A 13,835-nucleotide genomic window follows, 5' to 3' on the forward strand; every position below is an offset into this window, starting at 1 on the left:
ACGTTGCGTGACCCTTCGTGGCTCGCTTCGCTCGCACCTCAGGGAGCATGTTCTTCGGACGTTCACGAGTGTTCTTTCGTGGTCCACAACGGCCGCCAGGCCCCCGCTCCCTGAGGAGCGCCCGGAGCTTGCGGAGGGCGCGTCACGAAGGGTCTTGGCGACCGAGTCAGCGAACCCGGATACCCATCCCCGCAACCGTCTCGGCGACCCCACCGCTCCCTAATCCGAAAGAGGCGCATAACCCCTGCTCCCTGAGGTGCGAGGAGCGCAAGCGACGAGCCACGAAGGGTCAGCGCACCGTGATCCCGAAGCCCGCCACCGTCTCGCCGATCACCGGGTAGCCCGGGACCTCGCCGACCACGAGCAGCCCGCCCGAGGTCTGTGCGTCCGCGAGGAACAGCAGGTCGTCGTCGGAGACACCGGAATCGACCGTGAGGTGCGGCCGCACCCAGTCGAGGTTGCGGCGGGTACCCCCCGACACGAACCCGTCACGCAGGGCCTCGTCCGCGCCGCTCGCGGCCGGCACCGAAGCGCGGTCGACTACCGCGCCGACGCCCGACGCGCGGCACAGTTTGTGCAGATGCCCGAGTAGACCGAAGCCGGTCACGTCGGTCGCCGCACGGACGCCGGCCGCGACCGCAGCGATCGACGCATCGCGATTGAGCGTCGTCATCAGGGCGATCGCCTCCTCGAACACCTCGCCCGTCTGCTTGTGCCGGTTGTTCAACAGTCCGACGCCGATCGGTTTGGTCAGGGTGATGGGCAACCCCGGCTCGGCCGCGTCGTTGCGCAACAAGCGGCCGGGTTCGGCCACTCCGGTCACCGCCATGCCGTACTTGGGTTCCGGATCGTCGATGGTGTGCCCGCCGATCACCGGACAGGCGGCCTGCGCCCCGACGTCGAGACCGCCGCGCAGCACCTCGGTCATCAGCTCCATCGGCAGCACCTGCCGGGGCCACCCGACCAGGTTGATCGCGACGACGGGGGTGCCGCCCATGGCGTAGATGTCAGACAGCGCGTTGGCCGCGGCGATGCGGCCCCAGTCGTACGGATCGTCGACGACCGGGGTGAAGAAGTCGGCGGTGGACAGCACCGCGAGGTCGTCGCGGATACGCACTGCCGCGGCGTCGTCCCCGTCGTCTAGCCCGACGATGATGTTCTCTCCGACCTGGCCGGTGAGCCCGGCGACCGCCTGCTCGAGCTCGCCCGGCGGGATCTTGCACGCGCATCCACCACCGTGGGCGTAGCCGGTCAGTCGGATGGGTGTCTCGCTTCGCACGGTCACCGTGTCGAGGGTAGCCCTCCGGCAATCGCCGATACGGTCCTCCGGCGATCGCTACCATCGGGCGCATGAGGCAAGCAGACGGCGAGTACTACGTCACGGCCGGCGAGCTGCAGGCGTTCTGGGAATCCGGTCACGACTACTGGTACATGCGAGAGGACGGGTCGACCGACCTCTACGCCGACGAACTCGACATCACCCACGGCTGGCCGATCTTCCTGATGAAGCGCGACGAGGAGTGGTTCGCGAACTGGGACGGCGACTTTGAGCGCGCCGTCGACGATGATCTCAACCCGAAGCTGATCCGCCACTTCGAGGAACTCATCACCGAGGGCAACTGGCCACACCGGCAGGACTGACCGGCCGCACGTCGGATAGGTTGGGACCGCATGGAGGCGTATGGGTCCTGGTGGGCTCCCCGGTCTTCAAAACCGAGGAGGTCGAGTATCTCGGCCTGGCGGGTTCGATTCCCGTCCGCCTCCGCCAGGGGTCGACCGTGACCCCCGCCGGCTGAGCCGGTGACGAGCGAAGCGAGAGCCACCCCCGCCGGCTGAGCCGGTGACGAGCGAAGCGAGAGCCACCCCCGCCGGCTGAGCCGGTGACGAGCGAAGCGAGGAGCCGTGTCGAAGCCCCCCGTCACCGATCCGCGCCGTCGAATTCCGCGAACCGACGCACTGTTGGCCCTGCCCGCGGTGTCCGCGGCGCGTGCACGACTGGGCGACACAGCGATTCGCGACATCATTCGCCAGGCCCAGGACGCGGCCCGCCGCGGCGAGACGCCACCGGATGACGTCGAGCGGATCGTCGTGGAATCGGTCAGCGCGTCGTATGCCTCGTCGATCCGCCCCGTGCTCAACGCCACCGGGGTCGTCGTGCACACGAACCTCGGGCGGGCACCGCTGTCACCCGCGGCGCTCGACGCCGTCGGCGCGGCGTCGGGTTACGTCGACGTGGAACTCGATCTCGAGTCCGGCACCCGGTCGAAGCGCGGGGCGGCCACCCGCAGCGCTCTCCTACGAGCCTGTCCCGCAGCGGAAGACGCGCTGATGGTCAACAACGGTGCGGCCGCATTGGTACTGGCGACGACCGCGCTGGCGGCCGGGCGTGCAGTCGTCATCAGTCGTGGCGAGATGATCGAGATCGGCGCAGGTTTCCGGCTCACCGAACTGATCGCGTCGACAGGCGCCCGGTTACACGAGGTCGGCACCACCAACCGCACCCACGCACGCGACTACGCCGACGCCCTCACCGACGACGACGTCGGAGCAATTCTCAAGGTGCATCCGAGCAACTTCCGGGTCGAGGGCTTCACCAGCGAGACATCGCTCTCCGAGCTGCGCGGCCTCGCCCGGGCGCACGGCGTGCCCGTCGTCGCCGACATCGGCAGCGGACTCCTGCAACCCGACCCGCTGCTGCCCGACGAACCCGACGCCACCACGACACTCGAATCCGGCGCCGACCTCGTCATCGCCAGCGGCGACAAACTCCTGGGCGGACCACAGGCCGGACTCCTCCTCGGCGATGGAGCGCTCGTTCAGCGTCTCGCGAAACACCCACTCGCACGGGCCGTTCGCGCGGACAAGCTGGCACTGGCCGCGATGGAGGCGACCGTCGGCGGCCCACGACCCCCCGTCTGGGAGTACCTCCACGCCGATCCCGACAGACTTCGCGTGCGTACCGAATCCCTGGGCACGGCAGTCGGATTCCCGATCGTCGCCCATGACGGACGGGTGGGTGGCGGTGGCGCACCCGGCGTGCCGCTGCCGGGGTGGGCGGTGCGGCTTCCGGTCGCAACGGCCGCCCGCCTACGCGTCGGCGATCCGGCCGTCCTACCCCGCGTTCACGACGACGCGTGTCTGGTGGACCTGCGCTGCGTTCCCGAAGCCGACGACGTGCGGGTACTCGCCGCGATCCGACAGGCTCTGGGCGCGTCGTGAAGTCGCGCTCGTGAAGTACGTGGTGGCCACCGCCGGACACGTGGACCACGGGAAGTCCACACTGGTGCGTGCTCTGACCGGGATCGAGCCGGACCGATGGGAGGAGGAACGACGCCGCGGGCTGACGATCGACCTCGGTTTCGCCTGGACCACACTGCCTTCCGGTGCCGACGTGGCCTTCGTCGACGTCCCCGGCCACGAGCGGTTCATCCCGAACATGCTGGTCGGCCTGGGCCCGGCGCCCGTCGTCCTGTTCGTCGTCGCCGCGGACGAGGGATGGAGCGCCCAGTCCGACGACCACCGTGATGCCGTCGCCGCCCTCGGCATCGAGTACGGGCTGCTGGTCATCACCCGAGCCGACCGGGCCTCGCCCGACCGCGTTCGTGAAGTGATCGATCTGTCGCGTGATCGCCTCAGCCGCACCGGCCTTTCCGATGCGCCGGCGGTCGTGGTGTCGGCGCCCGATCGCGTCGGAATCGACGAACTGCGCACACGGCTCGACGCCGTCTTGGCCGGGATGTCATCGCCGTCGACCTCGGGGCGTGTCCGGTTCTGGATCGACCGGGTCTTCACCCGCACCGGCGCCGGCACGGTCGTCACCGGCACCCTGGCCGCCGGGACGATCGCGGTCGGCGACACCCTGGACCTGCTCACGGTTGACGGCCGCCGACGACTCGATGTCCGTGGATTGCAGAGCGAGGGTGCAACTCTCACCACCGCGGCCCCCGTCAGCCGAGTCGCGATCAATCTGCGCGGCGTCGGCGTCGACGACGTCTCGCGTGGCGACGCACTCGTGACGCCCGGAGCCTGGCACACCTCTGCTGTCGCTGATGTCCGGCGCGTGAGCGGAATGTCCTTCGAGGAGGCACCGGAACACCTCGTCGCGCACATCGGCACAGCGGCGCTACCGGTCCGGTTGCGCCCCTTCGACGGCGACCACGCGCGTGTGACCCTCGCGCGCGCCGTGCCGATGTCGCGGGGCGATCGGCTGGTCCTGCGCGATCCCGGCCAACGTATCGTCGGCGGCGGCGTCGTGCTGCACCCCGATCCCCCGGCGCTGACCCGACGGGGCGACGCGACGCGACGCGCGGCCTCGCTGGCGGCCATGTCCGACGACGCCGGGGCCGCCGAAGAAGTGCATCGGCGTGGCGCGATGCGCGTCACCGATCTGACGCGACTCGGCCTGGTCGACGACGCCGAGCCCACACCCCACGGCGTACGAGTGATCGGCGAGTGGTGGGTCGACGAAACCTCCCTCACCGCCTGGGCCGAGCGACTCCGCGCCGCCGTTGTCGATCTACACGACCGAGATCCGTTGTCGGCAGGGCTGTCCGCGTCCGGCGCACCTGCCCTGCTCGGGCTTCCGGACACGACGCTGCTGGCGACCGTCATCTCGGAAGCCGAGCTGTCGTCGTCCGACGGGCACCTGGCGGTCCCGGGTCACAAGCCCTCCCTGGGTGATGCCGACGACGCGGTCAGCGCACTGGAGCGCCGGCTCGCCGACCACCCGTTCCGTGCACCCGAGGCCGATGACCTCACCGCACTCGGCCTGGGCGCCCGAGAACTCGCCGCCGCCGAGCGCACGGGCCGGATTCTCCGATTGCGCGACGGTGTCGTGCTGTTGCCGACTGCCCCCGCCCTGGCGATGCGCACCCTCGCCTCGCTCGATCAGCCGTTCACCACCAGCGCCGCCCGCCAGGCGCTCGAAACCACTCGGCGCGTGGTGATTCCGCTACTGGAGCACCTGGACGCCCGCGGTTGGACCCGTCGGCTCGACGCCGGGCATCGCGAGGTCGTGCGCTGATCGACGGACGGTGGTCCTGTCGGACAGGTCGCCGCGTGAATCGCAGGAAGAGCTTCCGTCCGAGGCCCCTACCACACGACACCGACAAGTCGATATCAACGAATAGCATTGCACAGCAGCATGTTTGGCCTTGCCGCACGTCTGGATTGGTGTACACTCGAACGTACATTGCATTCGCAGCACCGGTTCTCGGGGGAGGTGACCGTCATGTTCGATTCCCAGCAGGTCGGCGGCACCGACGCGCCTTCGGCTCGTGTAGTCGAGTTGGTGGCTGATCTGCATCGCACCCTGGACAAGTTGCAGACCGTGGATCTGTCGCCGTGTACCGATGCGGAACTCGCTGAGGTGGCCGCGGAGACCGAACGCGCCATCGCGCGACTCACCGTCGCCGGTGACCGGCAGATCGATCAGGTCGAGGCTCGTGATCTGCCCCGCAAGGCCGGCTGCCGCACCCTCATGCAGTTCATGACGCACCGGCTACGAGTCTCGAACCCGATGCGCCGCCGTAAGCAGATGGACGCCACCGCCCACCGCACCAGCCTCGGCGGCGACGTCCTCCCACCCGAATACCCCTGCCTCGCCGAAGCTTTCGCACAAGGCGCGGTCGGCACCGCCCACGTACAAGCCACACTCGACGTCCTCGACCGCATCCCAGGCACCATCGACCACGACCTCAAGGTCGCCGCTGAACGGCAGATGGCCGAGATCGCCACCGACCACACCCCCGCCGACATCACCCAACTCGGCTCGCGGCTGCTTGCCCACCTCGACCCCGACGGCACCCTGTCCGACGACACCGACCAGAAACGACGCCGCGGCCTGTGGATAGGACGGCAACGCGCCGACGGCACCGCCAAAATCTCGGGCACCCTGACACCCGCACTCGCCGCCCGACTCACCATGATGTTCGCCGTCTGGGGCAAACCCGGACTCAACAACCCCGACGACCCCGCCTCACCCCAAGGCCCGGCCGCCACCGCCGACCCTGACGCCCTGGCCGCGGCAGTCGACCGCGACGGTCGCACTCTCGCCCAGACCAATCACGACGCGCTCGACGCCGCACTGGCCGCGGGTTTCGCCGAGGGGACTCTCGGCACGTCGCATCGCGGGCTGCCCGTGCAACTGATCGTCAAAGCCGACCTCTCCGACCTCATCCGCGAAGCCGGACTCGCCACCACCGCCACCGGCACCCTGCTACCCATCCGGGACCTGATCGCGATGGCCGGTGACGTCCAGCCGTGGTTGGCGATCTTCAAAGACGCCACCGCCGTCCCCCTGCACTTCGGGCGGGGCAAACGCCTGGCCACCCGCGAACAACGCCTCGTCTCCTTCGCCCGCCCCGATGGGGAAGTGTGCTCGGCTCCCGGGTGTGATCAGCCCGCCACCCAGGTCGACATGCATCACGCCCACAGGGATTGGGCCAAGGGCGGTCTCACCGACATCGACGACCTCGCCCCGGCCTGTCCCCGCCATAACCGCATGGTCGGCGACCAACCCGGCCAGTACACCACCCGGATCGTCCGGTCCGGGCCAGACGAAGGCCGCTGCGCCTGGCGATTGAACGCCGAACCCGGCGCACCGCCCAACCCCGAATACATCAACCGCCGACCCGACATACCCAAGCGGTTGCAGGCCCACCTGGCACAGGTGCGGCGAGAGATCCACGGACGCACCACGTCCGGCGACGAGCCACGCCCACATGACGCGCGCCGCTCATGGCTGAAAACCAGCCACGTCATCGACGTCCGACCACCCCGACCCGGACCACGCACGCCCCGGCCCTCCCTCGTCGAAGCACACCTCATGGAGTTACTCGCCACCTCGTGAAGTTCGCCGGCTCATCCGCGGTGGTCAGCGCGTGAGGACCACCTTGCCGATCGCCCCTCCGGATTCGGAGACCTGGTGCGCTGTACGAAGATTCTCGATCGTGAAACCAGCCAGTTCACGGTTGACAGTGCTGCGAATCTTGCCGGCGTCGACGAGTTGGGCGACCCGGCCGAGGATCTGGTGTTGCGAGTCGTCTTCCGGTGCGAACAACGGCTTGGAGAACATCAACTCCCAATGCCAACTCTGGCTTTTCTGCTTCAGCGGGAGGGTATCGAGACCTTCCGGCTCGTCGATGGCGACGACCTGACCGTGTACACCCATGATGTCGGCATAGGACTCGACATTCCCGTCCGAGTGGGGCGAGAAGATGTAATCCACGCCGCCCGGGGCGCACGACCGCACGTCCTCGCGCAGGCGTCTCGGGTCGACGACGTGGTGGGCCCCGAGCCCTCGCGCCCATTCCTGCGACTCAGGCCGTGACGCGGTTGCGATCACGGTGAGATCAGTCAGGGTCCGGGCCAACTGAATGACCATCGAGCCGACGCCCCCGGCACCCGCCACCACGACGATCGTTCCCGAGTCCGCGGAATCGACCCGCAGCTTCTCGAACAACGACTCCCAGGCAGTGATCGTGGTCAACGGCAGTGCGGCAGCCGCGCCGAAGTCGAGGGACGACGGTTTGCGCCCGACGATCCGCTCATCGACAAGATGGAACTCGGCATTCGTTCCCGGCCGATCGATCGAACCGGCGTAGTAGACCTCGTCCCCGACGGCAAACCTCGACACCTCGTCGCCGATCCCGACGACAATTCCCGCCGCGCCGAATCCCAGAACACGCGGCGGATCGGAGTCACGCAGGCCTGCACGCACTTTGGTGTCCACCGGGTTGACCGAGACCGCGCGGACCTCGACGAGGAGATCGTGCGGACGGGGGGCCGGCACCGGCATTGTCGCCTCGGCGAAGGCGCTCGGGTCCTCGACGCAGTCCGCGGCGACCGCGACCAGGGCTGTCATCTCTCGTGTCATGGCGCTAAGGTATCCCGACGACCCCAGTTACCCGCAAGGGCTCCTAGTATCTAATGGAAAGCATCGAGGCCAACGTCATGTCAGTGCCGTCCCATCGCGGAGACGCCTACTCGGCGTCGTGTCCCTGCCGAGGGATGCTCGACCTTCTCGCCGACAAGTGGAGCGCCCTCGTCATCGGCGCCCTACGCGATCGACCGATGCGGTTCGGAGAGCTCCGCGTGCGGCTGGACGGGATCAGCCCCAAAGTCCTCACGGCGACTCTGCGTCGGTTGGAGACAGCCGGGATGCTCACCCGCACCGTCTATCCGGCGGTCCCGCTGCACGTCGAATACGAACTGACGGAACTCGGGGTGGACGCCGCCGGGCCGCTGGACGCATTGCGCCTGTGGGTAGAGGACAACCTCGACCGTTTCCCACATCAATAGCCGACGCAGACAAAGGGACCCATCCCGAAGGATGGGTCCCTCTGTCGTGCAATGAACTCTGTCTGGCGACGAACTCAGCCGAGTACCAACGATTCTCCGTCGGCACTGACGTTGACCGGCACCACGTCACCGTCCCGGATGTCCCCGGCGAGCAGCTGCTTGGCGAGCTGGTCACCGATGGCCTGCTGCACCAGGCGGCGCAGCGGGCGGGCACCGTACAGCGGGTCGAATCCGCGAGCGCCCAGCCATTCCTTGGCCTTGAGCGACACCTCGAGGTCGAGGCGACGCTGCGCGAGGCGCTTCTTGAGCTGGTCGAGCTGGATGTCGACGATCGACACCAGTTCCTCCGGGCTCAGGGCGTCGAAGATCACCACGTCGTCGAGACGGTTGATGAACTCCGGCTTGAACGCCGACCGCACCGCCATCATGACGTGATCCTTGTCGCCCCCCGCACCGAGGTTCGAGGTGAGGATCAGGATGGTGTTGCGGAAGTCCACCGTCCGGCCCTGACCGTCGGTCAGTCGACCTTCGTCCAGTACCTGCAGCAGCACGTCGAACACGTCCGGGTGAGCCTTCTCGATCTCGTCGAACAGGACCACCGTGTACGGACGACGCCTCACCGCCTCGGTCAGCTGGCCGCCGGCCTCGTACCCGACGTAACCGGGCGGAGCACCGACGAGCCTTGCCACGCTGTGCTTCTCGCCGTACTCGCTCATGTCGATGCGGACCATCGCCCGCTCGTCGTCGAACAGGAACTCGGCGAGCGCCTTGGCCAGCTCGGTCTTACCGACACCGGTGGGGCCGAGGAACATGAACGAGCCGAGCGGCCGGTTCGGGTCCGCGACACCGGCGCGGGCACGACGCACCGCGTCGGACACCGCCTGCACCGCATCCTTCTGACCGATGACCCGGTGTCCCAGTTCCTCTTCCATGCGCAGCAGCTTGGCGGTCTCGCCTTCGAGCATGCGTCCGGCCGGGATTCCGGTCCACGCCGACACGACCTGGGCCACGTCGTCGGGTCCGACCTCCTCCTGCAGCATCACGTCCTGAGAAGGATCCGTGCCGGTCTTCTCGATCGCGGCCTCGAGCTCCTTCTCCAGTCCGGGGACGCGACCGTACCGCAGCTCGGCGGCGCGTCCGAGATCACCGTCGCGCTCCGCGCGATCAGCCTCGCCGCGAAGCCTTTCCAGCTCCTCCTTGAGGTCTCGGACCGCGTCGATCGCGGTCTTCTCCGACTGCCACCGGGCGGAGAGCTCGTTGAGCTTCTCCTTCTGGTCGGCCAGCTCGGCGCGGAGCTTCTCGAGCCGCTCCTTCGACGCCGCGTCGGTCTCCTTCTGCAAGGCGACCTCCTCGACCTCGAGACGGCGGACGATCCGCTCGACCTCGTCGATCTCGACGGGGCGCGAGTCGATCTCCATCCGCAACCGCGACGCGGCCTCGTCGACGAGGTCGATGGCCTTGTCGGGCAGGAACCGCGAGGTGATGTAGCGATCGGAAAGCGATGCGGCAGCGACCAATGCGGAGTCGGTGATGCGCACGCCGTGGTGCACCTCGTATCGGTCTTTCAGGCCACGGAGGATGCCGATGGCGTCTTCGACCGACGGCTCGCCGACGTACACCTGCTGGAAGCGACGCTCGAGTGCGGCGTCCTTCTCGATGTACTTGCGGTACTCCTCGAGGGTGGTGGCACCGACCAGCCGCAGCTCGCCACGGGCGAGCATCGGCTTGATCATGTTGCCGGCGTCCATCGCGGAATCGCCTGTCGCACCGGCTCCGACGATCGTGTGCAGCTCGTCGATGAAGGTGATGACCTGTCCGGCCGAACCCTTGATCTCGTCGAGCACGGCCTTGAGTCGCTCCTCGAACTCGCCGCGGTACTTCGCACCGGCGACCATCGAACCCATGTCGAGGGAGATGACGGTCTTGTTGCGCAACGACTCCGGCACGTCGCCGGCGACGATGCGCTGCGCGAGACCTTCGACGATGGCGGTCTTGCCGACGCCGGGCTCACCGATGAGGACCGGGTTGTTCTTGGTCCGCCGGCTGAGCACCTGCACGACGCGCCGGATCTCGGTGTCGCGGCCGATGACCGGGTCGAGCTTGCCCTCGCGGGCGGCCGCGGTCAGGTCGGTCGAGTACTTCTCGAGAGCCTGGTAGGTCGATTCGGGATCCTCGGAGGTGACCCGTGCGCTGCCGCGCACGGCGACGAACGCCTCGCGCAGAGCCTGCGGAGTCGCACCGAGGTTGTGCAGCAGTTTGGCGATGTCGGAATCACCGGTCGCCAGGCCGACGACGACGTGCTCGGTCGAGACGTACTCGTCGTCGAGTTCACCGGCCAGCTGCTGGGCGGCGGTGATGGCCGCGATCGATTCGCGGGATAGTTGAGGCGTCGAGCTTGCGCCGGACACCGTGGGCATGCGATCGACCAACGCCTGGGCCTGCGCACGAACGCTCGACGGGTCCACGCCCACTGCTTTGAGCAGCGGCGACGCGATGCCGTCGGACTGATCGAGCAGTGCCACGAGGATGTGGGCCGGTCGCACGTCTGGGTTGCCAGCACTGGCCGCCGCCTGCACAGCAGAGCTCAATGCTTGCTGCGTCTTGGTGGTGGGGGTGAAGCTGTCCACTCGCGTGCACCTTTCTCTTTAGTCCAACAGGCTCAAGTATGAGCCATACAGGGTCTATAACGCCAACAGAGTTGAGTGCATTCCGCTCATGTCTGATGATTATGTGACATAGACCACTTGCATCAGGATGTCGGAGGTCGGCGATCTACCGCCCTCACAGCCGTCCAGGCTCGGGACCCGACGCCACAGCCCCGCCGGAACGCGACAAACCGATCCGCGAAATCGGCCGACGAACAAGTCGGGCGCCTATTCTCGAGCCTGATGTCACAGCTCTCACGCGACAAGAAGAAGCGGCGCGCCCAACGAAAGCGCAAACACGACTCCGGCAGTGGCAACCACTCCAACGTGGTACCGCTTTTCGGCACCGCAAGGCGACACGTTGCTCCCGAATCATTCAAGTCGTGGCTCCGCGATGAAGTCTTCCCCGGCGATGAGGAAGCTGTCACCCACATCGGGGCGTACGCGTTCATCGTGCTCGACGCCGTCGGGCAGACGAACCCCGGTTTCGATCCGCTCTCCTGGACTACCGGCGACGTCGACACCATGGTGTCGATGCTCAACCACATCGAGTCGAACCAGGAGCAGGACGCCAAACCGCTCGCCATCGCGATCGAGACGATGCGCCGCTACCTGGTCGAGACCGGCATGTGGCTCAGCACCGAAGCCGTATCGGCCTATGCCGCCGAGCAGTTTGCCCTTGCCTCCGGGCTCGAGTTACGGACCACGACAATCGAGGAAGTCGACGAAGCCACCGAACGCGCTGCCCTCCTGGACACACAGCCCGTCCGGCGGGTCACCGAACTGCTGGACTGGCTGGGTCCGCACCGCCCCACCACGCAGAGTCGGTGGCTCAAACCGGCCGATGCCCGCGACCTCGCCCGCCGACTCGACATCGACTTCCCCGCTCACGTCAAGAGCATGAGCGACGTCGCGTCGTTACATCACCTGTGGGGCTTTGCCCAGGCCCTCGATATCGTCGAAGCCAACACCTCGAGCGCACGTCCCGGGCGCGCCGCCCATCTGTGGCGGGAGGAGCCCCGGATCGACGTGCTGCGGGTGGGTCTCACCGCCTGGATTCGGTCCGGCTTTCCTCGGGAATACAACCCCGACATCGACTTCTCGTCGTCTTTGATCGGCGTGGTCATTAGCGGACTCGGCGATTCACCGCTGAGTATCGCCGAGATCAACGCCTGGGTCCCCAAACTCGGACTCAGCGAGTTTCTCGTCGAGGCAATCCATCGTCGGCTCGAGTTGTACATCGACGAAGGCTGGCTGACGCTCGAGGGCGACAGGTACGTCGTTCCCGTCGCGTTACGCCCTGCCGTGGTGTCTGCGCTCCCCCTGCCAGGACCTCCGCAGGACTAGAAGTGGCCGGCGGCGCAGGGATCCGCTGACATCCACAGTGCGGGATCGGTAACGGAATCCAGCACACATCCCGCACTCTGCACATCTGTTCGCGCAATATGGATTGAGTGACCACAGACAACTCCACCGGGCCGGTGATCTTCATCCTCTTCGGGTCGACGGGTGACCTCGCCAAGCGGATGGTCCTGCCGTCGCTGTACGAGCTCCACCGGCGAGACCTGCTCCCCGACGGCTGGCAGCTGATCGGCAACGGACGCGGCGACCGGACCGACGACGAGTTCCGGCAGCACGTGAAGGACGCCATCGAGGAGTTCGGTCCGGGCGGGTCGGTGTCATCGGACGAATGGGAAGCGTTCGCCGAGACCATCCGCTTCGCCGGCGGCGGGTTCACCGTCGACGACCCCGGCCGTCTGCCGGAGGTGATCGACGCGGCCCGTGACGCCGTCGGTGACGGTGCTCAACTGGTCCACTATCTGGCCCTCCCACCGACCACGTTCGTCGACTACACGAAAGCCATTGCCGCGCACGATCTTGCGAATGGCTCCCGAGTGGTCTACGAGAAGCCGTTCGGTACGTCCCCCGACGGCTTCCGGACTCTGGACAAGGCGGTCCACGAATCCCTGGACGAGAAGCAGATCTACCGGATCGACCACTTCCTGGGAAAGGAGAGCACCCAGAACCTGCACGTCCTCCGGTTTGCCAACGGGTTGTTCTCGGGAGTGTGGAACCGCGAACACGTGGCGGAAGTCCAGATCGACGTCCCGGAAACCCTCGACATCGCCGACCGCGCCGCCTTCTACGACGCCACCGGCGCATTCCTGGACATGATCGTCACCCACCTGTTCCAGGTGGCGGCCGAAGTCGCGATGGAACCCCCGGTGTCGCTCGGCGCCGACGACCTGCTCGACGCGCGGGAGTCGGTCATCGCGGCGTTCCGGCCGCTGGACCCCACCGAGGTGGTCTTCGGCCAGTACGAGGGGTACCGCGACACCGACGGCATCCCCGCGGACTCCACCACCGAGACGTTCGCGGCAGTCCGCCTGTGGGTCGACACCAACCGCTGGCACGGCGTCCCGTTCCTGCTGCGGACCGGCAAGATGCTCGACCACAGCTCCCAGCGACTCAGCCTCGTGTTCCGCTCCCCCGCCGACGGTCCGCTGACCGATACCCCTGAGGACGGCACCGTGCTGACCTTCGATCTGGCCGGCGATGGTGCCATCGATCTGGCGGTCACCGTCAAGGAACCCGGTTCGGGCACCGACCTCTCCGTCGCCCACATGACCGAACAGCTCGACGAGGTGGCCGACGGCCTGTCGCCCTATGCCCGACTCATCGTCGACGTGCTGCGCGGCGATCGGTCGCTGTTCACCCGACCCGACGGCCTCGCGCATGTGTGGGAGGTGGCCGCACCGGTGCTGGCGAATCCGCCGGCGCCGCAACCGTATGCGGCTGGATCGACCGGCCCCGCGGCCGCCGACGACCTGTGCGGCGGGTCCGGCTGGATCTGAACGCGGACATGAGATCCGGTTGTGGTTTGTCCCG

General features: G+C 67.6%; 10 protein-coding genes and 1 tRNA gene. 8 read left to right on the forward strand and 3 right to left on the reverse strand.

Annotated features, from left to right (window positions below):
* Nucleotides 1–289: 289 nt before the first annotated feature.
* The gene (selD, locus tag GR168_RS19455) at nucleotides 290–1,285 is read right to left on the reverse strand and encodes a selenide, water dikinase SelD (RefSeq protein ID WP_159371475.1); all 996 of its coding nucleotides are present in this window, start codon (nucleotides 1,283–1,285) and stop codon (nucleotides 290–292) included.
* Nucleotides 1,286–1,350: 65 nt separating this feature from the next.
* On the opposite strand from selD, the gene GR168_RS19460 reads away from it, so the two are divergent.
* From GR168_RS19460 to GR168_RS19480, 5 genes are all read left to right on the forward strand, one after another.
* A complete protein-coding gene (locus tag GR168_RS19460; protein WP_065631414.1) occupies nucleotides 1,351–1,641 on the forward strand; it encodes a hypothetical protein in 291 nt (96 codons plus the stop codon).
* A 32-nt stretch (nucleotides 1,642–1,673) separates the two neighbouring features.
* Nucleotides 1,674–1,768 (forward strand) — tRNA-Sec (locus tag GR168_RS19465).
* 134 nt (nucleotides 1,769–1,902) lie between these two features.
* Nucleotides 1,903–3,219 (forward strand): L-seryl-tRNA(Sec) selenium transferase, encoded by a 1,317-nt coding sequence (gene selA, locus GR168_RS19470; RefSeq protein WP_068971196.1) that lies wholly within the window; start codon nucleotides 1,903–1,905, stop codon nucleotides 3,217–3,219.
* Between the two features lie 10 nt (nucleotides 3,220–3,229).
* Nucleotides 3,230–5,023 (forward strand): selenocysteine-specific translation elongation factor, encoded by a 1,794-nt coding sequence (gene selB, locus GR168_RS19475; RefSeq protein WP_159371476.1) that lies wholly within the window; start codon nucleotides 3,230–3,232, stop codon nucleotides 5,021–5,023.
* A 207-nt stretch (nucleotides 5,024–5,230) separates the two neighbouring features.
* The gene (locus GR168_RS19480) at nucleotides 5,231–6,850 is read left to right on the forward strand and encodes an HNH endonuclease signature motif containing protein (RefSeq protein WP_159371477.1); all 1,620 of its coding nucleotides are present in this window, start codon (nucleotides 5,231–5,233) and stop codon (nucleotides 6,848–6,850) included.
* Between the two features lie 24 nt (nucleotides 6,851–6,874).
* Here GR168_RS19480 and GR168_RS19485 read toward each other — a convergent pair whose 3' ends face one another.
* Nucleotides 6,875–7,876: a zinc-binding alcohol dehydrogenase family protein gene (locus GR168_RS19485; RefSeq protein WP_238994944.1), complete on the reverse strand. Its 1,002-nt coding sequence runs from the start codon at nucleotides 7,874–7,876 to the stop codon at nucleotides 6,875–6,877.
* Nucleotides 7,877–7,953: 77 nt separating this feature from the next.
* Between GR168_RS19485 and GR168_RS19490 the strand changes: the two genes are divergently transcribed.
* Complete coding sequence (locus tag GR168_RS19490; protein ID WP_203235871.1) at nucleotides 7,954–8,301, forward strand: helix-turn-helix domain-containing protein; 348 nt, start codon at nucleotides 7,954–7,956, stop codon at nucleotides 8,299–8,301.
* Nucleotides 8,302–8,375: 74 nt separating this feature from the next.
* Here GR168_RS19490 and clpB read toward each other — a convergent pair whose 3' ends face one another.
* On the reverse strand, nucleotides 8,376–10,928 hold the full coding sequence (gene clpB / locus GR168_RS19495; RefSeq protein WP_159371478.1) for an ATP-dependent chaperone ClpB: 2,553 nt from the start codon (nucleotides 10,926–10,928) through the stop codon (nucleotides 8,376–8,378).
* Between the two features lie 261 nt (nucleotides 10,929–11,189).
* On the opposite strand from clpB, the gene GR168_RS19500 reads away from it, so the two are divergent.
* Nucleotides 11,190–12,293, forward strand: a complete 1,104-nt coding sequence (locus GR168_RS19500) for a hypothetical protein (RefSeq protein ID WP_159371479.1) — start codon at nucleotides 11,190–11,192, stop codon at nucleotides 12,291–12,293.
* Nucleotides 12,294–12,400: 107 nt separating this feature from the next.
* A complete protein-coding gene (locus GR168_RS19505; protein WP_275406144.1) occupies nucleotides 12,401–13,801 on the forward strand; it encodes a glucose-6-phosphate dehydrogenase (NADP(+)) in 1,401 nt (466 codons plus the stop codon).
* Nucleotides 13,802–13,835: the final 34 nt, after the last annotated feature.

The organism is Gordonia sp. JH63, from assembly GCF_009856645.1.
Lineage (GTDB): Bacteria > Actinomycetota > Actinomycetes > Mycobacteriales > Mycobacteriaceae > Gordonia > Gordonia hongkongensis.